The organism is Bradyrhizobium sp. UFLA05-109 (genome assembly GCF_054185165.1).
Genome location: NZ_JBBIAR010000019.1, coordinates 38,245 through 60,392 on the forward strand (window position 1 = coordinate 38,245; position 22,148 = coordinate 60,392).

The following is a 22,148-nucleotide window of genomic DNA, read 5'->3' on the forward strand; positions in this document are numbered from 1 at the left end:
TTACATGCTCTTCCAGTCGCCTATCTGTTCGAAGGCATGGGCGGCGCGGTAGATGGTGGATTCTTCAAAGTAACGGCCGACCAGCATCAGGCCGACAGGCAGGCCATCGACCATTCCGCAGGGCAGCGACATGGCCGGATGATGCGTAATGTCGAATGGCGCGGTGTTGGTGAACATTTCGATCGCGCGAGTGAAATAGTCCTCGCGACTGGCATTGGCCGGAGGCAGCGGCGTAGCTTTCATCGGCGTCGTCGGCATGAGCAGGAGATCGTAGGTCTCGAGAGCTTTGTCGTATGCTGCAGCGAGGCGGCGGGAGATATTGAGCGCCTTGCCGTAAAACCTGGAACCATAGGTGTTGTTGATGTAGGTGCCGAGTAGCAGGAATAGTTTGTTCGTCTCGGACAACGAGTCCGCCTGCCGTCGCCAGCCCCGATGGAACTCCATCAGCGAGATTGGGTACAGGTCGCCTCGGCTGAGACCATAGCCGTCGCCGAACATCATAGTCTGGACGGCGCCCTCAGTTCCGATCGGGGTCCAGATCGCCGCGCCCAAGAGGTGCATCGGAATCGAGACGGTCTCAACGGTCGCACCGAGATCTTTGAAGTGCTTTGCCGCCTCACCCACGCTCTCATTGACTGCAGACTCTGCGGACGGCTGCTCAAAACCTTCCTTGAGAATACCAATCTTTATCCCTTTGATGCCCGCACCCAAGGCCTCGGTGTATTGATCAACCTTCGGTGCCTTGATGCGTGAATCGTAGCCATCGTCACCGGCGATCACCTCCAGCAGCAGCGCATTGTCGGCCACCGTTGCTGTTATCGGTCCCGTATGATCGATAAATATCTCGATCGGCATGATCCCCGTATAGGGAACCAGACCCCAGGTCGGCTTCATGCCGTACGTGCCGCAGAACGAGGATGGCATGCGGATCGAACCGCCCTGATCGCCGCCGATCGCCATGTCGACCTCGCCCAGCGCGACCACAACCCCGCTTCCCGAGGAAGAACCGCCGGCCGAATAGCCCATCTTATGTGGATTGTGCACCGGGCCGATCGCATTGGTGTGGCTACCGCCCGAGAGGCAGAAGGCCTCGCAGTGAACCTTGCCGGCAATCTCGGCGCCAGCATCCAGCATACGCGTAACGATGGTGGCGTCGAAGTCGGGTACGTAGCCTTCGAGTGTGGCCGAGCCATTCATCATGGGCACCCCGGCCAACATGATGTTGTCCTTTAGGGCAACCTTCTTGCCCTTCAGTTTTCCGCCGGCGGCACCCTGGATGTTCGTTTTGCGGTACCAGGCATTGCGAGGGTTTTCGCTCGGCGATGGCCGATAACCAGGGGTACGGGGATATTTGACCACCGGCAATTCGTCGGGCATCGCTGCAACCAGATTGTACGCATCGAGCGAGCCCTGCATCAGGCTGCGGAACGAAGCAACGTCTTCATCGGTCAGCGAAAGACCACACTGCTCGGCGACGCTGCGAAGCTGGAGGGGCGTGGGAAGGGAAACTGACACGAGGCTCTCCTGAAAGGTTTCATCCCGGCATTTGGACATGCGGCCTACGGTTCTTCCGCGAAGGACGCTTTTCGGATAATTTTTAGCTAAGGCCGGGCGAGCTGCATCCGCCCAGAGGGCGCGCAACGCAATCCGGGTAATGTTGGGTAAAAGCGGAATGGGCTTGAGCTTTTGACGAGCCGGTACGCCCCATCTAAACAACAGCTTAGAGTTGTATGCTGGCAGCGATCTTCAGTGCAATGCAGCGGCTAGTTTCCGAAGGAGATAGTCAGCGACTTTGGTCGTGGATTCATGCGATGCGATGCGCCGATGCGCTTCACAACTTGAGTGACTTAAGCTTGAAAGCCGTCGAGGTCTCGGCAAGCACCGCCTAGGCATCGCCCTGGGCAAATCCCGTGGCGATGAAGGCGGAGACGACGCGCCGTCCGCTCTTGCCGGCATGCGCCAACGCGTAGCGCATAAAGTGCTCGGGGGTCGTTGAAGAAGTCGTCCTTAGATTCCCTCGGTCTAGCAAGCGGCGATTCATGTCCTCGCCTCAAACCCGAGCACATTGCTATGCTCGACCCGCTCATCCCCATCGCCTGCACCAGATCATCCGAACGACCGCATCGAGATGCCCTGCGCGTGGACTTCCTGCACCATGGCGGTAAGCGCCGCGCGGCTCCAGGACGACCGGGAAAGTTCTCGGTAGAGAGTAGGACAACCACCAACAGCCGGAGCTTGGCTCATTTCGTACCAGCGCGTCGCGCTTTAGACAGCGTGTCGGGATTCTGACAATGTCAGATCACCCTTGGCAGAATAGCTGAATCTCTCAAATTCCTGTCAGTCCGGCGGCGCGCGCCGATTCATCTCTGGATTGGTACGGCGCTTGCTTAAACGGGGCGGTACCACGTCATAACGCCAGCGCGGCTTAGATACGTTCGCCGGCATGGCTCCGGCGCCGGTTCCTCAACAAGTGGGGCTAATGAGCATGTCCGGTCTTGCCGCAGCGTTTCTATGCCCTTCGAGCAATTCACCGGCGAGGGTTTACGATCGTCTCGAGCACATGATTCCGAAACTAATTCTTCGTGGGCAGGCGGGAGTTGGCGTTGCAGCCTTCATGCACGAACGAGGTGTTCGATATGCGAGAGCGCTTCGGCCGTCGTGCGGTTCAGTGCGCATCGTGCACGACGAACGGGATTGCACTTTTAGCCCCCACGTTGCAATCGCCCATATCCGTAGCCGCTACCGCAGAAACGGCGATGACGGTGACATTCAGCCAATTCACAATAATGCGGGCACCAGCCGCCATTTGGCAATTTCTCTGGATGGTGCTTTGGTCAATGCTTGTGAATTCAGGGAAGACTTGCTTGCCCAGGGTCACAGGCTCAGCGGCAACACAGATGCTGAACTCTTGCTTAAATGGATCGAACGATCCTGCGAAAGAGACTACTGGCGGCACGGCCTGCCGGTCAATTACGAAACTGTCTTTCGCGACATCGATGATCGTGTTGATGGCGCGATCAGCGCGCTCTTCTTGGACGGAGAAGGAAATCTGGTTGCATACCGTAATCGATGTGGTTTGCGCCCCTTGGAAACCATGCAAACAGATGACGGGTTCCTGCTCTTCGCTTCGGAAAATTGCGCGTTTGCCGGTCTACAGGGTAAGACAAAGCAGCTTTTGCCGGGCCACATCAAATATGTAGATGGAACATTGGGATCCTGCGTTGATCGTTCGGTGGGCAACGGGCCATACAAAGCCAAACTCTGCGCCTACGAAGCTCTCTACCTGGGAAATCCGAACACATCGGTCGAAGGCCAATCACATTCCGAGACGCGCTACAACCTCGGGCTTGCTCTTGGCCGCCTTGTTGCGCAGCGACTTCAAGCAGAACCTTGCACCACGCCTTCGATCGTTTCCTCGATGCCACGTACCGGAGGGCCCTACGCTGACGGACTGTTTGCCTCTCTCGACGATTACGGCGTGTTCGCCCAGCGTCAGGAAGTCGTTGCAACGCAATTTCCTCACCGAACACTCCTTGATACACCTGACCAACGAAAGTCTCGTATTGCCGAAAAGTACCGCGTGTCGGGAACCGACCTTGCAAAAAGCAAGATAATAATCGTCGACGAGGCCCTCATCAGCGGCGACACCAGTCAGGCCGTCACGAGCATGCTGCTCGCCGCTGGAGCCGCAGCCGTACATTGGGCGATCGGTTCGCCGCCTATCGTGGCTCCGAACTATTACGGCGTGGGCATCGACAATCTAGATGAGCTCGCATTCTGGCGGATATGGAAACGATTGACGCCCGAGCAGCGCACGCAAAGTATTCGCTTTCATAAGATGGAGCCGAAAGTTCTCAAAATCGTCGAAACCAGGATTGCGGCATCCATCGATGCAGCCACGATAACTTATTTGCCGTTCGAACTTCTCGTACCGTTGCTGCCCGGCAGGCAGGACGACTTCGATTTATCACCGTTTACCTTCGAGATGCCGACTCCTGCGGGACAGACGCGCGCTAACAGGAATTTGCGCACGCTGGTGGCCAACCTTCCCTATTTGGAACCAATCCCTGCTTGAGGCTAGATCATGAAACCCGTTCTCGTATTCGATTGGAATGGAACGCTGCTCGATGACGCGTACGCGCTTCTTCAAACGACTAACGCCATCCTGCATCGCTTTGGTTACACAACGATCGACATGAACACTTTTCGCGAACACTGCGACGTTCCGCTATCTCTGCTTTACCGCAGCCTCGGAATGTCACAAGAAGATGTTGCGACGGTGGATGGGGACGGAAGTGCGCTCTTTCACGACACCTACGAACCACTCGCGGACAAAGCCGATCTGCGCGAGGGCGCACGCAGAGTGTTGGAGTTGGCGCGCCAAGAAGACGCTTCGTCGATCATCGTGAGCAACCATATAGTCGACCCGCTGCGTTCCCAATTGAGACGACTTGGAATCAATGATTACATCGACGACGTGCTCGCCTTTGAAAGCCGCACCACTCAATACAAGTCGATGAGTAAAGGAGAGCGGCTTCGGCAATACATGCAGGAAAACCACCTGGAGCCGGCGTCAACCTTCATCATAGGCGACATGCCTGTCGAAACGGATATCGCACGCAAGCTCGGACTCACGAGCATATCCATTACCGGAGGATTTGTTTCGGATTCGCGCTTGCGGGCTGCGCATCCAGACTACACGATCGACAACCATCATGAGTTGGTTCCGATCTTACAAGGCCGCGGTTTCTTTCGGAACGCGTAAACCATGATCGGCGAGAAATCGTTGCCCAGCACCGCTACCACGACGACCGGGCAGAGAATTGGCCTTATCGGAATCGGTCGCATGGGGACCGGTATGGGTATCAGCCTGTTGCGTCACCGAGTTGAGCTGCATATCAAAGCAAACAAAAATCGTTTCGGTGCGGATCGCTTAACTGGCGCAGGCGCTCATGAACATCCTTCAGTCGCCGAGTTGGCGCGGCAGGTAAGGGCCGTCGTGTTATCTTTACCTTCAAGCCGCGAAGTTGAGGCGGTGTGCCTTGAGGATGATGGGCTGTTCGCCCATATGTCGCCGGGAGGCTTGATAATCGACTGCACGACCTCTTATCCTGCTTCGACGGTCGCACTGGCTGAGGAGGCTCAAAGGCGCGGTCTAAATTTGATAGATGCCCCAGTAACACGAAGCCCCGACCAAGCAGAATTTGGGCTCCTCAACGCGATCGTTGGATCGAATGAAAAGCTTTTTCCTGTGGCTAACGGCATTCTTGCCGCATTTTGTGAAACCGTTCTTCATGTCGGGGATGTCGGACAAGGCCACAGGCTCAAGCTTGTTTACAATAGCATGACAATGGGCATAGCGGCAGTAGCAGCGGAGGTTTGCCAATTTGCACACGTTCTTGACATCGATCTTGTAACGCTGCGCTCTTTGGTCAGTCGCGGCTCGACTAATAGCGGAATATTCCAAGCCTTCGTCGCCTTTTTGTTGGGTGAGAAACCCGATGTTCTGGCGATCTCGATTGCGAATTCCGCAAAGGATATCGAATGCGCCGTGCGCCTGGCAGACGAGAGTGCAGTTTCGGTGCCGGTCCTGGCTGCCGCTGCGCAGAAGTTGAATGTCTCCGTTGCCGCGGGTAACGGCGAACTGACACTACCTCATTTGTGCCGCCTATAAATGCGGCCCATCCTGCCGCAACGAACTATATGAGGATGCGGAGCGGCCACATATATCCAGCCGGCTCGTCGGCACGCATGCGATTGTGGTAATCACAATGTCACAACGCCTCGCCATGATCCGTCATCTCTTCGATTAGGCCTGGTACGCCTCGGGCGTCTCGAAGGTTGGCCGCGGGTGAGAGCCGGGCCTTCATGCTCGCCCGGCGATACGAAGCATAGTCCGAGACGCGCGTTCCGCGCTCCTATCAGGGTCTCGTGACGCAGCAAGTTTAATCCCGTCCTGCTTCCAGGATCGCGCGTGCCAGCCGGGCCGGATCGGAGAAGCACAATTCGTGGCTGCCCGGCACCTGAACCAGGCGGAACAGCCCGAGCTTCTCCGACAGCCGCGGATGCCAGGGATAGCCGTGCGGCAGCGCGGTATCCTCGGTGCAGTTGATGTAGGACTTCGCCAGCTGCATCTCGGCCGGGTTGGTCTTCAGCGCGATCTTGTCGCTGAACGTCTTGAGGGGATGCGGATTGAGGATGTCGTAAGCCTTCTGCGCCAGTTCGAGATCGGCATCGTTGATGAACGCCTCGCGCCAGATCGGGAATGGCAGCACCACCGAGCCGTCGCCGCGCTCGGCCGCGATCATCTCGAACAGGCCGAGATAGTGCGGCGGCACCATGTCGTTGAGCGACTCGCCGTTGTTGGGGACGAAGGCGTTCCAATAGACCAGCCGGCGGATCCGTTCCGGCACGAGGTCAGCGACCCCCGTGATGATCATGCCGCCATAGGAGTGGCCGAGCAGGATCACATCCTTCAGATTGTTCTCGACGAGATAATCGGCGATGGACTGGATCGCCTCCTTGAGTCCCGTGGTCTTGGCATCGCCCACCCGGTTGCCCTTGATCGTGGGCGTATGAACGGTGTGACCGGCGGCGCGAATGGGTGCGGCGACCGGCTCGAGCTCGGCTCCGGTGTGCCAGGCGCCGTGGACGAGGACGTAGGTCGACATATTGTAGCTCCTCCGCAAGGATGGTTAGATCGGCGCGGCAGTCAGCGGACGCGGAAAAGGTATTTGTCGCAAAAAATATCAGGTATCCGCTTCTCGTTTGCTTCGATCGTATGACGACTCATCTGCTCTCCCACAAATCTTTTGCCGTCGCGGGTCTCCCCTGGTCCGGAGCAATCAAGGGACAAAAACGAAATCATTACCGACCGAATGACCGCAGGCGCGCCTCGCAGAAGTCGCCAACCTGCTACGGGAATCTGGTCAAGTCAAGGATACGCTGACCATACGTACACGAGCGAACACGCAACGGGGGCAAAAAATGCGTTTCGCAACGATAAATAATGAAACGATACGACGGAAAGGTACTTTGTATGTGCCATTTAATTTTCTTGGTACGATGGATGACTCCGATGGAGCTTGTCACACGAGTCTGCCAAGCGCCCCTTGATCGCGCGCGCCGCGTCAACGCCCCCAAGCGTGATGTCTTCAGGATGATGTTGCGCTTTTCAAGGACAGCGCCAGCGTCGATCGCAAGGAGCTGCAACGCATGCTCGCCAAGCTTTAGCTTGGGACGAGCCGCTGATGTCTTCCGTCGTCCACGAAGTCTCGGATGAGACAGAGCGAAGACCGCCTGGCGCAGGCGAAGTCCCCGAAATGCTGAGCCCGAAAGAGTAGTCTGGCGCTTCGATCGACACGGAACAATTGCCCGCAGCGGCCTGATTGCCGCAGGCTCTCGCGTGCGCTTCGACATTGCGGCGGTTGTCCCCCGCCCCGCGACATGTTCGGCTGCCCATGGCCTTTCGCTGACCATGCTGCCGTGGGAGATGGCCTGCCCCGTCATCGTTGCCGAGAGCCGGTTACACCGCCGTCCCCAGGCCGAGACCGACATGCAGGAATACTTCCGCGTCAGCCTGCCATTGGTTCATCAGATGGTGCTGACGCTCGAACGGGCAGGATTCATCCGAAGGCAGCCGAGGACACCCCGCAGCATCGAACTGCTCGTTGATCACCAACCAACTGCCGGACCTACTCTGACCCAGCGCTCAACCGGTCAGATTCACCGTACAGAGGTACTAGTTGTGCGAGTATCTTTTCGAGATCGCCCATCTTATTATCTTCAAAGATAGGCCCGTCCGACGCAAGTAGCCTTTGCGCTTGTGAGCAATGGGTACAGCATGACCTAAAGAATTCACCGGTTAAGTGAGAGAGAGATACCTCTAAGCGTTTTGAGATTGTCGAATTCATAGCCGACGCGGATAGTCGCGTCGGGTCGAACCAGTCAGATGCGACGAGAAATCCCCAACCTCGCAAGAATGAGGGAATCAACGCGCTGTAAGTATGAACTTGCTCAAAGACGCTCTTGAGCGTTCGCGCCAGCATTGCATGAGCGCGGCCGTCAGCAAAAGAAAACCTCAGCGCCTGAACGGCAACAACGCCGCCTGGCCTCAGCCGCTCTTTGATAAGCAGATAAAATTCCCGAGTGTAGAGAGCCAGCGCCGGGCTATCGGAAACGAGATCGCTCAAATCGATGACAATGACATCATAAAGGTCTTGGTCGTTTACGATGAACTCTCTACCATCCAAGAAAACGACCCTGCATCGGGGATCGTCGAACGCTCCTCGATGCCAGTCTTTCAGATATTTCCGGCATATACTAATCAGTTCGCTGTCGAGATCAACCATCGTTGCCGTCTCGACCGACTTATGGCGCAGCGCCTGCCAAATGGTCGCTCCTTCTCCCCCGCCGATAACCAGTACATTCCTAGGTGCTGGATGAGCGAGCATCGCGGGTTGGACCAAGAGTTCGTGATACAGCTCCTGATCCAAAGCAGCGCTTTGGATCATGCCATCCAAGAAAAGAGTGACGCCATAATTCGCGGTCTCCGCAACGCATACAGCTTGAAAAGGCGTATGGCCGAGATGAACGATGCGGCGCAGACAATAGCTGTATCTATCGAAGAGATCGCTGTCTTCCGAGAACGCAAGATAAGTCGGATGTTGATTGTCTTGCCTTGACACCACGGGTTTGCGCGTATGGGAAGAAGATTTCTCACTCATCATTCGAGACCTTATGCTTGAAGATCAATGGAGTTTTTGCAGCGCGGACGACAAATCCCGATGCGGTGACTCGACGAGATTGGCGCGAAACTGTGTCTGTCTGCAAAGACTATGAGGGTGAGCGGCAGTAGCCCGATGCGAGAGGTCCGGCGGGCCGAACTGATCGGCTCCCTTGGTGCGTGGTGCCCCTACTGTCGACGGGTCATGACCACCGATCGCATTCCCTCCCACGACGACGTCTGGCCGCGGCGCACCCTTTATGGGCTTTGGTCATAAGCTCCACTTGCCTGACCGTTACCTCTTCTCACACTGCGGACGTCAGATCGTCCAGGCTGGAAAGCCTCGATCAAAGCCGCGACTGCACTTTTTGCATCACCGCTGCCACAGACAAAAACATCAGCAGCCACGTAGCCGCTCTGAGGCCAGGTATGTAAGGTCATGTGCGATTCGGCCAACAAAGCTACTGCCGAAACGCCGTGACTTGGAAAGAACCTATGCACATGAAGGTGAATCAGCGTCGCTTTCGCTGCGCGAACAGCTTTCCGAATTGCGTCTTCCGCGATGGACGGATCGTAAAGGTGGTTCGCTTCCCAAAGGTCAAGCAGGATATGAGCTCCACCAATAGAATTTACCGGTCCAGCATCAATCGCTCCGTCATCAGTCATTTTGCATTCTCAACTGAATTTTCGATCCGATAGAGCTTTTGAAGGCGCGGGGCAATTGCCAACGGAAGACGGGGCGACACGATCGCAGGGGCGATACAAGTTGAGCGAATGGGGCAATCATTGAGAGAGGTGTGACGCAGCGCGGTGAAATCAAACCGCATCGATTCTCTCCCCCTCCCGGCCGCGCTTTGCGCGCACGACATGTACCTTCTGAAACAGCTCAACTTAGCTGATAGTTGAAGAGCAAGAAAACTATTAACTCTGGTAGTATGGCCGTGCCTAAGTCCGACTGGCGCTGCAACGCCCGCGCAGCCGGCGGGTGCTTACAGAAAGGCAATCAGTTTCCGACGAGCACATCCAAATGGATTATTGCGAGCCCGTTTTTGGCGGTGTGAAGCTGTCCTTTATGGCCCGGCGGTGGCCTTCCACCGACACCGGCTTCTGCATGAACGTGCCCCTCGAGACCTGCGACGACCGGCATCATCGCTGATGCGAGGGTTGGTTCAATACTCTCATGTTCGGCAATTTGGAAGACCATGGGGCGCTGACGAGAGGATCTGACGCTGCGGTGCATAACGCGGTGAAGGTCCACTTCCTTCACAGCCCAATGCTTGCGCTAAGATTCAAAATTCGTTGAGCATGTCAGGCGCTGTACGATTGAGGTAGATCGCGCTGTTTTGGAGCGGATGCACCTCGGCATGGAGTATCCAAAACTTCACTCCCCGCGCGGTCCGTTACCCTGACCAACATACGCAATCTCGTCCGGCACTCCTTCCTGCATGAACAAGCAACCAAGGGGAGCCGACCTACCAATTCCCGCAGGTTGTTAGCGGCGAGAGCGAAGCGTAGATGCTAGCCTGGAGATAGCGCATGTTTTATGTTTACAAGTACGCGCGCATGCCCCGGCCGAGTAAATGGACCTTTGCGTCGCAGCACTCGAAGTTGGAAGACGCCGAAGTGGCAGAGCGCAGGCTTTGCCCACAAGGCGTTGACATCTGCACGGAACCAAGCACCGAGCCGCGACATGGCTTCCTCGGCTCCGTGCAGGGGCTTGATTGGTCCGCAATGATCGCGCGGCAGACACTCAAGTAGAAGCGGATAAGGGATGGGTACTCACCAGCCCAATTGCTCATCCCTGACGTGCTTCGCTGGGTCGAAGTGTACGCGCTAGCCTCTGGCATGAGACGGTCACTTGCTCGTTGTTGGCTTCAGGCGCGACAAAGCGACGCCGAACCGCTTGATCACGAGCGGAACATGATCGCAGCATTAAACGGCGCTCCCGAGCGAACAGTAGGTGCAACTTGCCCAAGATGACAGAAGGCCGACCTCATCGCGATGGAAGTGACTGTGTCCTCGCGCGCGCGCTCCGACGAACGTAATTGACTTTTATCGCGAAGATTGTCGGGACAGTGCGACTGATTACATCCCTGCAAGAATGGCGGCCCTTGCGGCGTGCGGCCGTCGCGTCTCGACGAGCAAGCAAGCAAAGGGGTGATCTGCATCTGTCCAATGAGGATTCTCGTGTGAATGCCGATCAACTTTCTGTGGCCACGTTCGCAACATCACCGGGGCAGGACGCCGCGCCGAGTTTGGGGATTCGTGCTCTGATGCTGGGCGACCGCATCAATGCGGCGGGCTTGGAGATCGGAACGATGGTGTCGTCGACGCCGGCCGCGTTCCGGGTTCACGCCGGGCTCGCCGTGATCTTCCGCTACGGCATCGTGGTGCTGATCGGCCTCTTGCCCTCCGAAGAGAAGGTTCTGGTCGACACCTTGAAGCCGCGCGTGATCGGCGAATTCAGTCCCTACGAGGAAGAGACCGCGCAGGTGCAGCTCTGCAACGATGACGCCTCTGAGACTATCCAGCCTGGCGGGCCAATCTGCATCGCCAAATTCTCGGACGACCGGCTGCTCCTGATCGCGGACGCGATCGCCAAGAGCACGGCGCTTGCCCGCGACGAGCGCCGCGTCGGCGCCGTTTTCGACGTCATCGAGCCCTTTGCGCGAGAGCTCGCCCAGCGCGGCCGCACGCCGCGCCGACGCAAGGGAATCCTGCAACTGATTGGTAACGTGCTGCTGGTGCAGCAGCGCGTCGCTGGCCGTGTCGCGGTCGCGGAGAAGCCTGACGTGCTCGGGGAGAGGCCAGGCCTCGACCGTCTCTATTCGCGTCTCGAGGACGAATATGAGCTGCAGGAGCGCCTCGACACGCTCGAGCGCAAGCTCAAGGCAATCTCCGAGACTGGGAATGCGCTAACGGATATTATCGACACGCAACGCTCTTTTCGCCTGGAGGTCGCCATCGTCGTGCTCATCCTGATCGAAGTCGTGATCGGCTGCGTCCAGATCCTCACTGGAACTCACTAGCGATTACGTTCGCTCAATCGCGTAGTCCCCAGCGTGTACGAGCATGAAGGGTCGCGGATACAACAGGATCAGTGTCCGCGCGGCCGGAGCAAAGGGGGGCGTGCGGCCCAGGCGATCGGTCGCTCGCGCGGCGGCTGGACGACCAAGGTCCACGCGCTCACTGACGTCATTGGCCGTCCCTATGCCCTGATGCTGACACCCGGCCCGCTCGAATGGGCCGGGCCGATCCAATACCTGCTGGGTGACAAAGGCTATGTCGCCGACCGGCTACGCCGCCTCGCCTGCCAAGCAGGCGCCACGCCCGTCATACCCGGCCGCCGCAATCGCAAGCGTACCATCCGATATGACGAGCAGCGCTACCGGGGCCGCCACTTGATCGAGAAACGCCTTCTGCCGCCTCAAGGACTTCCGGTACGACCGGCTCGCCGCCAATTTCCTGTCCGCCGTGGCGCTCGCAACCGCCGTCGCCTTCTGGCTCCGGACCTAAGAGCAATCCGGGTCGGCTAAGCAAGAAAAGGTTCGGCAGAGCCATTCCGTCGCCGGGCTGAAGCTGCAAAAACCTGACGGATCGTCGACCTGCGCATTGGTGTCGGCCAGTCCTGCGGCCTCAGCGACGAAAGTCGGCCCCATTACTGCAAGCGCGATGGCGGTCGCAGTCACAAACAAGATTTTTTTCATTCGAGCGTCACTTCCTTAGCTTAACCCCAGCCGTCCTTCTGCTTAACAGAGCGAATGCAAAACGCAAATCTAACGCTACGTCAGGTTACATCTTGTTCCTGTCCGCCGTGGCGCTCGCAACCAACGTCGCCTTCTGGCTCTGATCGAGTCTCAGCCCTAGGATCCGAGACGCGACCGCCGGCGTCACCAATGCTATATCGGAAATGGGATCGAAGGCGTTGCGGAGCGCGGACACCTCGCGCAAACGTCGAGCCAACTGAACGGCTTGGGGGGAACTCTGACCTTGGACTTGCGTCCGATCCTTCAAGTCCTGCTTCGGCAGCCATGATGAGCGCGAAATCCCAGCCCGCGCGGCCGATTGTATTCTCGAAATGATTCTACCGCCCTGAAGCAGCACTGGTTCTGCGCTCAAGCGCTGGGGCAGCAAGCTGGCCAAACGCATCGGCGCCAAAAAAGGCCAAGGTTGCCGGATGCAAGTCCACGTCAGCAGAGCAAGAGACTGGCCCCACGCGACAAAGCCGAGCCTCCAGTCCCAACGGTCCAAGCGCCAGATCGGCTCCCTTGCTAGCGCCAATCTGAGCCGCACTTCCATTTTTTTGATAGCGACGGTCAAGGAATTTCGCTGCGGATTGGCGCAGCAACTCACTATTCTTTTCCTGCACGTCTGGCCGCACTTTAGCTTGGTCTGGCGTGCCAGAGAAGGAAAGGAAAACGTGATGAAGAAGAAGATCGCTGAGATCAAGACCACCATCCGCACCACCACTCCGTACACCGGTACGCTTTAGGTTGGTTCGACGAGTGCCTTGAATGCATCTACCTGATGAGGGCATAGCGACACCGGAGGGTGGTCTTTTCGACCACCCTCCTTTGTGACAGTTCCGGAGAGTCGAATGGTTGATTTGATCCAGCAGCGCATTGCCCCGGCCATATCATCTTCCGTCGAAATCAGTCCGATCACCATTTTGAAGGCAGAAGCGGGCATGGCACCGATTCCGACGATCAAATCGGCACTCGCGAGCTCCGGCCGGGACATCTCGATCACTGACGGCGACTGGCGGACCGGCGGCTATCTTGCGGGGCTGCAAACGCTCATCGACGCCGAACTGACGTGGGCTGCTGAAAATGGCCCAAAGTTGGTTGAGGCGGCACAACAATCCTTGAAGCGGCTATTCCCTCGCCTAGTCAGCGATGCCTTTAGCGTGCCGAAGGATCTCACCAATACCTCGAGCAAGGAGGAGCGCACACGCTTCTATCATCATGAATACCAAAATAAACTCTTGGTTGGATTAGCCGAATTCCTGATCAGGTGTGCCCGAGAACGCAACGAACGTCATATCGTCGTCATCGACCGGGCGGCTACCCTGTCCGCCCCGGCGAAGAACCTGATCAAGCTGCTCAACAGGCTGGACGACGATGCGCGCCGGTTTCGGTTTCTCCTGATCGATTATGAACAACGCCTCTATTTCCAGGAAGCCAGCGAAGTTCATTTCGGCAGATATAGCATGCAGGACCTGGGGCCGATCCTGGATCGGAATCTCGCTACGGAGAAACAACGGCAGATCTATGAGGCAAGTGGTGGGAATCCGCTGATCGCCGAGGCCTTGAGCAAATGCGCGGCTGCCGGATTGCCGGTCATCGGCTATCTCGAGCCGATCGCGATCGTGGATCTCCATCTGGCCAGCCTCAGCACCGGGGAACGGCACAGCCTTCTCAGATCGTACATTGAATCCGATTGCACGACGCCTGATCTCATCGCGCAACGAAACTATGCGATCTTCGAGCAGGCGACCGCAGATCATCTGCACGAGCAGATGCACCGCGCTTCCCTCGACCGCTATCTGACGGGCGAGGCGCCGCTCGTCATGCTTCATGCGCTATCGATAAGGGACAAATACAAGCGTCTGGAACTGGTTGCAGAACCGAGTCAGATCCTCCAAAGCATCGGCCTGTATGACCTCTGGTTCGGCTACTTCGGGGAAATTTTCGTCGATCCTGCGCTTCGCACCTACGGCTCGGGAGATGCTTCGGTGAACGCCGCGTTCATCAACGCGGCCTTTGTGCTGTATTCGCTCGGCTGCGGGCGGGTGTCCGTTCCCTATCTGAATGAATTCTACGAGACATTCCCGAAGAGCCGATACACGCCGACGGTTCTCTATGCCCAATCAATGACGTATGGACGTTATCAGCAGCCGGTCAATCTCACGGTGGCCGAAGAGTACGCCGTCCGAAATCTGGAAACCATCGAACGGGATTTCAAGGATCACGACAAGTATGATTATATCAAGGTGTTTGCAGAGAATGCCTATGCTTACATCAAGGCCAAGCAGAAGAAATATGAGGAAGCCCTCAGCCTGTGCGCGGAAGGTCATGGCAAGATGCTTACGGCGTATGGCGACGAGCGGTTCAAGCTTCACCAGTCGATTCTTATCTACAACACCAGTCAGGTCTATGAACTCGTCGACGATCTTCCTCGGGCTGAGAAGCAGTTGCGTGAGGCCATTGCCTACGATCCCTACTATGGAGAGTATCACAATGACCTTGGGAACCTGCTTTCTAAAGTACCCGCAAGGGAAGCTGAGGCTCTAAAGGCATATGCGCGCGCCATTGAGCTCTGTCCCCCCTATTACGAAGCTCATCTGAACAGGGCCGCACTTCGCAACAGAATGGGAGATGCCGCAGGCGCTCTAGCCGATCTCGACAGAACACTTGTCATCAAGCCAAACGAGTGGCGAGCTCACTTCGAGAAGGGCAACATCTTGATGCGGCAAGAGAGGCCGAAAGCTGCTCTGGAGTCCTACCTAGCAGCAGCCAATATCAATTCCTCGAATCCAGATTTGCAGAGCAACCTCGGTCTTGCCTATTCCGAGCTTGGTAAGGCGAACGAGAGTATCGCGCACTACCTTCGAGCTCTTGAACTCAACCCTCGCCACGCGCCCACGCACAACAATCTCGCCATCGAGTACTTCAACGAGGGTCGGCGAGATACATCACTGAACCACGCCACGGTCGCTGTCGAGATTGGCGGAGATCCAGATTACCTCCTCACTCGTGAGCACATCCGGACAAGTCTGCAAGCTGACCTGGCTTCGCGGCGGGATCGAGCTTCTGCGTCTTCGGCCACGCCTATATGAGCTGGCGGCTCATGGCATTCCTTGCCATCGAAGCCGAGCGGCGTGCGGCAGGATCGCCAGGAAAATGGTAGCTGCACCTCGAAGCTTAAGGGCAAAGTCTAGCGGATCCTGTCGCGCGAGACGCGCTCTAAATTCAGCGACCGACGAGGCAACGGGATCCGGGTTGGCCGACAAGTTGTCCCGAGCGACCGCACGCCACAGGCGGGGAGGCAGATATGATGCCTTCTGACCAGTCGTCCTGTTGCAAGAGCGTTCGTCATACCCTTGTCGGCTCATCACACCGATGTGGCGGCACAAGACCAGCGTCATTTTCGCTTCCGCATCAAGCGAACCCGATGACATTTTCGATGAGCTAGAAATGAGCGGGTCGAGCACACGACAATTGGTTTATCTATCGCATCTGATCGTTCAGATCGGCGGCTGGGCGTTCCGAATCGGCATCCTGATCGGCCTTCTCCAATCCGGCATGAGCGCCGCGGGTCTCGGCGTTGCCTTCAGTTTTGCGCCTATCATGCTTGGGAGCCTTTTCTTGTCGCCGCTGGTCGACAGACGTGACCCGATCTCCGCCATGATGATCGTCAATGCGATTCGCATATGCGCACTGCTCGCCATCTTCGGCACCGACGGAGCGGATTCCTTTATGAGCTATGCCTCAATGGCCGTCCTAAGTCTGGTCCAGCCCATTTACTTGTCTGCGGAAGTTTCTTTCTTCCGTCGTATCACATCGAAAGACGGCATGATCTCGGTGCTGCGCAACATTGCCAATATTGACCTGCTAACCTATCTGATCGGAATGTTTGCAGGTGCCATGCTCTCCAACCAATTGCACCTACCTGGCGTCTTGGCGTTCAACTTATCGGCGATCATCCTGTCGTTGATCGTGCTTCTTGGCATTAAGCTGCAGTTCAGAAGGACACCAGCAATCCTTGAGAAGCAGCCTTCCGGAACCCTCCTGGATTTGACACCGCTCTATCCCGCATTCCTTGCTGTCTTTCTGCTCAATCTTGGCGCGGGCATCATCAATGTCTATCCCGCTATACGTGCCACAACTGGAGGGGTTCTCGACAAAGGCCTTATATTGACAATCGTCATGAGCAACGGCGTTTTGGCCCTGCTCGGGGCGCTAGCCGTCAAGCCGATTTTCAACCTGTTGGGCGCCTTGCCAACGGTCGCCGGGGCCGCAATGCTGCTTGCGGCATGCCTTGCGATCATGTCGCTCGATGCCGGCCTGACTGTGGTCATCGCGTCCAGCAGCGCGATGCTCGGCTTTGGCCAACTATTTGCGGCTGCCGCCCACACGCACATGGTCTCTGCAGTTGCTCCGGATCGAGCCGGCCGCCTTTCCGGGTTATTTCAATGTTGTACCTTTAGCGGGGTTGCGGGGAACGGCATCGCTGTCTCGCTTTTAGGTGACCGGCTCCCTTTCGGCAAGATCGTGCTTCTATGCGCGGCAAGCGCATTTGTTGCCTTCGCTGTTGCGACCTTTGCAGTGGTGAGATCAAGGCACTCTCAAGGTTCATGTCCGGTCGATCGGTAGTTCAGGGATTCACGCGATGCCATGGGATCAGTTGTTTCTTTTAGAACGCTCGTTTGCAGATCCGTCCTTGCCAGGACGAGAATTCTATTGCTGGCACTGCTTGCTATTGGACGGGGTGCTGTCCGCGTTTCCAAGCCGCGCTGCGATGCTCGACGTTCGTCGGGTTGCCTGGGCCAAGCCACGAACGGCACTCATCGAGAGGCTTGGCCAGGATCATCAGTCCGCGCCCGCTCTTATTCTCGAGAAGGGAGGCCCTGCACCGGAGAATGCGAAGTACGCGAACGGGCTCGCCTATGTCGACGATCCATTTGCAATCCTTCATTGTTTAGCTGTGCGTCACGGATTTCCGGCGCCTTATCCCGGAAGAGTGGCGCCTTGGCCATGATGGTCATCATCGGGTTGACACCAGCATTGGCCCAGGGGAAGCTTCGATTGAGCGGCCTGCTTGATCTTGCGAGTTGCGGCCTGGGACAGGCGATGGCTGATGACTCCAGCCTAGTAGTTCCGGCAGTACCCAGCGTTCAAACTCGTTAACAGCCGCAATATTTCGCGTGTGCTCATTGACAAACATGTAGATTGAGCGATCGACCGGCACAAAGCCAAAGGGAGCCACAAGCTCTCCCTTCTCAAGGTTGCTTCGGACCAGAATTTGCGGGGAAATCGCGGCTCCAAGCCCACTTTTTGCCGCCTCCACAGCCAAGGAAAATGTGTCGAACACGACGCGGCGCGACCTCTGTAAGCATATTGCAGCCGCGCTGGCCCATTGGCTCCAGGCGTCCAATCTGGCGGCCTCGTGCAGCAGAGGAATAGACAAAATCTCTTGCGGGCTTTTGATTGCCTTGAGCGTAGCAGGCGAACAGACAGGGCCAATCATCTCGTTCGCTACGTGCACCTCACAAGCCGGAAGCGGCCGCTTCAACAAGCCGCAAACGAACAATACATCCAACGCACCAACAGCCAGCGCATCTAGATCGGCCTCGGTCTCAAAGACAAAATCAATGTCCTGATAGCGTTGGCGGAACGCACCAAGACGAGGCAACAAGCCGTGGGACAAAAATGTGGTTGAGCACCCCACCACTACGGAACGTCCTGCATCGTTCCTTCGTAGCTCATAGCATTCTTTCTCGAGCATTGTGAACGCGCTCGAACAGCTGCTCTTTAGCTGATCGCCGTCGGATGTCAGCCGCACGCCCGAACTACGGCGAACGAATAGCCTCTTGCCGAACCAATCCTCGAGAAGGCGCATCTGGTAGCTTACCGCGCCGGGCGTCATGTTTAGCCGCTCGGCCGCCCTTGAGAAGCTTGGAAACTCGCTAACCGCCTCAAATAAATGAAGGCTTTTCAGAATAGGTAACTTGCGCATCTGACTTACCTCATGGGCGCAGCTAACTGCGATGAGTTATTTGTTGTTGAGCTCCTTCCCAGCGCCAACGACCGCTATTGCTGGCTGGTTGGACACACTTGAGGACTGAGACCTCTTCGGTGCTAGGCCTATCAACGCGAGTCCACCGATCAAGTTCGCTGCCCAGTTTCGGTCGAGACACACGGACGCTTCCGGTCTTGTCGTCCTTGAGGTACGGTTGCGTTAGATTCCCGCTCGGTGCAGCGTTCATTGCTGTGCGATCTCCTCCAGAAGGAGGCAACGGAATTTGAGTTGGAATGGCAAGTCCTGGACCGATCAGGCTCTGCAACACTTTGCCCGTCGACGGAGATGCCGCCGGGCTAGCCACGCTGCAAGACGAGCAGCTAGTTAACGGGCTTGCCTTCGAACGCTTCTCGCGCTCATGGAATTCCTCCAATCAATCTCAAGATCCGGCATCGTATCTTGCCCGCCGATTGGGTGGTTCGCTGCTTTAGCCGCGCGTCCGCCTCGGTCAATACAGGCAGAGGACGTGATGACGTCGAGATAAGCAATGGTTCTGGAATTGTCTGCTTCGATAAGCCCCTCCGCTGAATTTACTGCGAACAAAGCCTTTTCGATGCATAGGTGTATTCGAGCGCCAGTCGACGTGCGTATTCGATGAGATTGGCCGCGGCAGCGTGTCCCCCATCGATGTTCTCGTAGTAGAAGTAAGGCTGGCCCAGCGCGGCGAGTTTCGCGGCAGCCTTGCGCCCGTGCGCTGGATGCACGCGGTCATCCTTGGTTGAGGTAAGAATTAAGGGAGCGGGGTAGGTCTTGCCCGATGCCAGCTTCTGATAGGGCGAGTAGGGTTCAATCCACGAACGGTGCTCGGCGACGGCGGGATCACCGTATTCGGCAATCCAGGAGGCGCCCGCGCCCAGGCTGGTGTATCGAAGCATGTCAAACAGCGGCACCTGCATGATCGCCGCGTTGAAGAGCTCGGGACGTTGGGTGATTGCGGCGCCCACGAGTAGGCCACCTTGGCTGCCGCCAATTACTCCTAGCCGGCGCGGACTTGTAATCTTGCGGCGGATCAGGTCTTCGGCAACGGCAATGAAATCATCCCATGTCGTCTGTTTCATTGCCCCCTGGGCTGCTTGATGCCATTGTGGACCAAACTCGCCGCCCCCGCGCAGATTCGCAACGACATAGGCATTGCCCTGTTCGAGCCAGAGCCGTCCCACGGGTCCAAGATACGAGGGCAGAAGCGAAGCCTGGAACCCGCCATAGCCATAAAGAAGTGTTGGGATGTCGCCGTCAAACGTCGCGTACTTCACCCGCACCAGAAAATAGGGAATTGACGTGCCATCACGCGAAGTCGCTTCGAACTGGTCCACGACGTGATTGGACGCATCAAAGGCGGTAGGAGTGGTCTTCAATTCCTCAACGTTTTGGGTTTCGGCATCAAAATACCAGATTGATGTTGGCCTGAGGTAGTCCGAGACCGTGAACATTGCCTGGTCCGCTTGCTCGGACGCGGCCGACACGTTTACATTTGTATGTTGCGGCAGTGGGATCGGTTCCGACGACCAAGCTTTCTGATCGTACTTATAAAGGAACGCTTTGCTCTGAATGTTCTCAAGGATCGTCAGGATTAAGAAATTCTTTGTGCTACTGAACCCGCTCAGGGCCTGGCGGGGCCCAGGTTGGAAGACAAGCGAGGCTTTAGCGCGCAGCGGATCCTGTTTCCATTCGGCTAAGTCATACGAAATCAGCGAGCCGGCCCCAAATCTGACGTCATCTGGCTCCCATTCTTCGTCAAGGTTCACTAGCAGGCGGCCGCTCGCGAGTCCGACTATCGCCGCCTTCTTCGGCAGATTGAGCTTGATGGGCCCATCGGGGCGGAAGACCACGTACTCACACTCGACAGAGCTGATGGCACGGACGGCGCCGGTCGCATGTATACGTCCTTCACTGTCTCGAAGCACTAATGGCAGCGTCTGAACGTCGGTAGGCTCGCCGCGAAAGATCTCGCGAGCCTCATCGAGCGGCTGAGCGCGTTTGAGCTCCTTCACCACAAAGGGGTAGCCGGCCTGCGTCAAAGACCCCCTTCCCCAGTCTCGTGCAACAAGGAGTGTGTCACTATCCACCCAGCTGACGTTCTGCTTGCCCTCCGGAAGATAAAAGCCGTCAGCAACAAAGGACTTGGTCTCACTGTCGAACTCGCGTATGGACGCGGCATCCTTGCCGCCATCGGAAAGACTAATTAGGCAGAGGCGCTCTTCAGGCGGAAGGCAACTGCCACCTTGAAACACCCAATTCTTGTTCTCGGCAATGGCCAATGCGTCCACATCGAGGATGGTTTCCCATTGTGGATCTTGGCTACGATAGCGTTCTAGCGTGGTGCGCCGCCAGACGCCGCGCACATGGTCCTCGTCTTTCCAAAAATTTTCTAAGCCGCGGCGTCCCAACGAAACATATGCAATGCGATCCTTGGACTGCAGGATGGTGAGCGCCTGTTCGTAGAAGCGCTGATAGCGGGGATCTGCCTGGAGGACCCCGAGTGTCTTCTCGTTTTCGGCGCGAGCCCAAGCCAATGCGGTTTGTCCTTCGACGTCCTCGAGCCAGACGAATGGATCATCAGCCTCCACCAACGTCGTTCGCTCTTGCGCGGGCGTTGTGGACGCGGTCCGGGCAATCGATGGCGGGGCGGCGGAGAGAGATGATGCGTTCATGGACTTTCTCCAGATGAGATCGACGGGCCACGAACACGCCTGGCGCGTCAAGCAGAAGCGGCGGAAAGCACGCAACGCATGGCATAGCGCAGCTTGCGGACCATTCACTGCAAACTGCGTGCCGGCTAAAGAGTCGGACGTTTCAGCTACTCAGGGCTGCACCGACGATGTCCGATTCCCGACATTGATTGCCAAGCAAACACGGGCAACGCGTCGGCGGGATCGCCTGTCAGACATTGCCGGTATTTTCGATCTTCTGTGGTCAGGAAGGGACACACCCATGCACCGCGCGCCAGCGCAGTCCTACCATATGTGTAGGTTCCTCCCAGCTTCGGCGCTATCGGGCAGATTTGTCCGCGGCGGTCACCCCGACAAGGAACAGCGGCGTTGATCAGCGGCCAGATCGCGATCAGGTTAAGGACGGCGTACATGGCGATCTTCCAAGCCATCCGAAGAGGTGCTCCAAATAGTTATCGGACAGCTCGGCTCTTCCTGGCCAGGAGAAAGATCTTGTATTTCCTCCGCCTGTCGGTGCGGCAAGCTCTTCGCGCGCCCACAAGCCCTAATCCACCAGTCACCGAATGCGCCGCAGTGCCGTCGTCAACTAGCATGTCTAGTAGTTGATTGAGATGGAGGGCTCCTAACAAGCTAGATGCCATAGCAGAGCTCAAATGGGGCTAATAGTTCCAATGCACCGACCTTCCTGCGATCGTTTCGACACCTCTATCTCAAACAGCCGATCCGCTGGCACATCGTCTCCGATCAGAATCAAATCCGATGCTTGGCACGTTTCGCTCGCACATTGCGGCTCGCTGCCATGCACGATCGCGCTGGACGGCACACTTAGCTGATCTAGTCCCGCGCCCGCTCCTCTCCCGGCGCCGTCTCAAAGCTCGAGTGGTAGTCTGAGATAAGGGGGCCGACCAAAAGACGAACAATGACGCGGTTCAGACGTGGTACCGACGCTTCTT

At 57.1% G+C, this 22,148-nt stretch carries 18 protein-coding genes and 1 pseudogene; 10 read left to right on the forward strand and 9 right to left on the reverse strand.

Features of this window, described 5'->3' with window-relative positions; translation table 11 throughout:
- Entirely contained in the window at positions 1–1,515 is a 1,515-nt protein-coding gene (locus Q3C01_RS15930) for an amidase (protein WP_458146265.1), read from the reverse strand.
- Positions 1,516–2,485: 970 nt separating this feature from the next.
- On the opposite strand from Q3C01_RS15930, the gene Q3C01_RS15935 reads away from it, so the two are divergent.
- Genes Q3C01_RS15935 through Q3C01_RS15945 form a run of 3 tightly spaced genes read left to right on the forward strand, consistent with a single transcriptional unit; the run spans position 2,486 to position 5,674 of the window.
- A complete protein-coding gene (locus Q3C01_RS15935; protein WP_458146266.1) occupies positions 2,486–4,075 on the forward strand; it encodes an amidophosphoribosyltransferase in 1,590 nt (529 codons plus the stop codon).
- Positions 4,076–4,084: 9 nt separating this feature from the next.
- Positions 4,085–4,765, forward strand: coding sequence for an HAD family hydrolase (locus Q3C01_RS15940; protein WP_458146267.1), 681 nt, complete (start codon positions 4,085–4,087; stop codon positions 4,763–4,765).
- A 3-nt stretch (positions 4,766–4,768) separates the two neighbouring features.
- The gene (locus Q3C01_RS15945) at positions 4,769–5,674 is read left to right on the forward strand and encodes an NAD(P)-dependent oxidoreductase (RefSeq protein WP_458146268.1); all 906 of its coding nucleotides are present in this window, start codon (positions 4,769–4,771) and stop codon (positions 5,672–5,674) included.
- A 271-nt stretch (positions 5,675–5,945) separates the two neighbouring features.
- Here Q3C01_RS15945 and Q3C01_RS15950 read toward each other — a convergent pair whose 3' ends face one another.
- The 5 genes from Q3C01_RS15950 to Q3C01_RS15970 form a co-directional block, all read right to left on the reverse strand.
- Entirely contained in the window at positions 5,946–6,671 is a 726-nt protein-coding gene (locus Q3C01_RS15950; RefSeq protein ID WP_458146269.1) for an alpha/beta hydrolase, read from the reverse strand.
- A gap of 854 nt (positions 6,672–7,525) precedes the next feature.
- Positions 7,526–7,678 carry a hypothetical protein gene (locus tag Q3C01_RS15955; RefSeq protein ID WP_458146270.1) on the reverse strand — a complete coding sequence of 51 codons (153 nt, stop codon included), beginning with the start codon at positions 7,676–7,678 and terminating at the stop codon, positions 7,526–7,528.
- Between the two features lie 16 nt (positions 7,679–7,694).
- Positions 7,695–8,729 (reverse strand): spermine/spermidine synthase domain-containing protein, encoded by a 1,035-nt coding sequence (locus Q3C01_RS15960; RefSeq protein ID WP_458146271.1) that lies wholly within the window; start codon positions 8,727–8,729, stop codon positions 7,695–7,697.
- Between the two features lie 254 nt (positions 8,730–8,983).
- Positions 8,984–9,391 (reverse strand): adenosylmethionine decarboxylase, encoded by a 408-nt coding sequence (gene speD / locus Q3C01_RS15965; RefSeq protein ID WP_458146272.1) that lies wholly within the window; start codon positions 9,389–9,391, stop codon positions 8,984–8,986.
- The gene (locus Q3C01_RS15970) at positions 9,388–9,552 is read right to left on the reverse strand and encodes a hypothetical protein (protein ID WP_458146273.1); all 165 of its coding nucleotides are present in this window, start codon (positions 9,550–9,552) and stop codon (positions 9,388–9,390) included. The genes speD and Q3C01_RS15970 overlap by 4 nt, the downstream gene beginning before the upstream one ends.
- A 709-nt stretch (positions 9,553–10,261) precedes the next feature.
- Here Q3C01_RS15970 and Q3C01_RS15975 point away from each other — a divergent pair.
- The 3 genes and pseudogenes from Q3C01_RS15975 to Q3C01_RS15985 all read left to right on the forward strand — a co-directional run.
- Positions 10,262–10,483, forward strand: coding sequence for a hypothetical protein (locus Q3C01_RS15975; protein WP_458146274.1), 222 nt, complete (start codon positions 10,262–10,264; stop codon positions 10,481–10,483).
- Positions 10,484–10,914: 431 nt separating this feature from the next.
- The gene (locus Q3C01_RS15980; RefSeq protein WP_458146275.1) at positions 10,915–11,754 is read left to right on the forward strand and encodes an RMD1 family protein; all 840 of its coding nucleotides are present in this window, start codon (positions 10,915–10,917) and stop codon (positions 11,752–11,754) included.
- A 90-nt stretch (positions 11,755–11,844) separates the two neighbouring features.
- Positions 11,845–12,241 (forward strand): annotated as a pseudogene (locus Q3C01_RS15985) (transposase family protein); the annotation flags it as partial.
- Here the strand turns inward: Q3C01_RS15985 and Q3C01_RS15990 are convergent.
- Positions 12,238–12,432, reverse strand: a complete 195-nt coding sequence (locus Q3C01_RS15990) for a hypothetical protein (RefSeq protein WP_458146276.1) — start codon at positions 12,430–12,432, stop codon at positions 12,238–12,240. The pseudogene Q3C01_RS15985 and the gene Q3C01_RS15990 sit on opposite strands and share 4 nt — an antisense overlap.
- A gap of 470 nt (positions 12,433–12,902) precedes the next feature.
- On the opposite strand from Q3C01_RS15990, the gene Q3C01_RS15995 reads away from it, so the two are divergent.
- The 4 genes from Q3C01_RS15995 to Q3C01_RS16010 all read left to right on the forward strand — a co-directional run bounded on the left by Q3C01_RS15995 (position 12,903) and on the right by Q3C01_RS16010 (position 17,485).
- On the forward strand, positions 12,903–13,217 hold the full coding sequence (locus Q3C01_RS15995) for a hypothetical protein (RefSeq protein ID WP_458146277.1): 315 nt from the start codon (positions 12,903–12,905) through the stop codon (positions 13,215–13,217).
- Positions 13,218–13,322: 105 nt separating this feature from the next.
- Positions 13,323–15,563 carry a tetratricopeptide repeat protein gene (locus tag Q3C01_RS16000; protein ID WP_458146278.1) on the forward strand — a complete coding sequence of 747 codons (2,241 nt, stop codon included), beginning with the start codon at positions 13,323–13,325 and terminating at the stop codon, positions 15,561–15,563.
- A 283-nt stretch (positions 15,564–15,846) separates the two neighbouring features.
- Positions 15,847–17,100, forward strand: coding sequence for an MFS transporter (locus Q3C01_RS16005; RefSeq protein WP_458146279.1), 1,254 nt, complete (start codon positions 15,847–15,849; stop codon positions 17,098–17,100).
- A gap of 16 nt (positions 17,101–17,116) precedes the next feature.
- The gene (locus Q3C01_RS16010; RefSeq protein WP_458146280.1) at positions 17,117–17,485 is read left to right on the forward strand and encodes a DUF3088 domain-containing protein; all 369 of its coding nucleotides are present in this window, start codon (positions 17,117–17,119) and stop codon (positions 17,483–17,485) included.
- A gap of 6 nt (positions 17,486–17,491) precedes the next feature.
- On the opposite strand, the gene Q3C01_RS16015 is transcribed toward Q3C01_RS16010, so the two are convergent.
- Both Q3C01_RS16015 and Q3C01_RS16020 read right to left on the reverse strand, forming a co-directional pair.
- On the reverse strand, positions 17,492–18,463 hold the full coding sequence (locus Q3C01_RS16015; protein ID WP_458146281.1) for a LysR substrate-binding domain-containing protein: 972 nt from the start codon (positions 18,461–18,463) through the stop codon (positions 17,492–17,494).
- A gap of 593 nt (positions 18,464–19,056) precedes the next feature.
- Positions 19,057–21,177 (reverse strand): prolyl oligopeptidase family serine peptidase, encoded by a 2,121-nt coding sequence (locus Q3C01_RS16020; protein WP_458146282.1) that lies wholly within the window; start codon positions 21,175–21,177, stop codon positions 19,057–19,059.
- Positions 21,178–22,148: the final 971 nt, after the last annotated feature.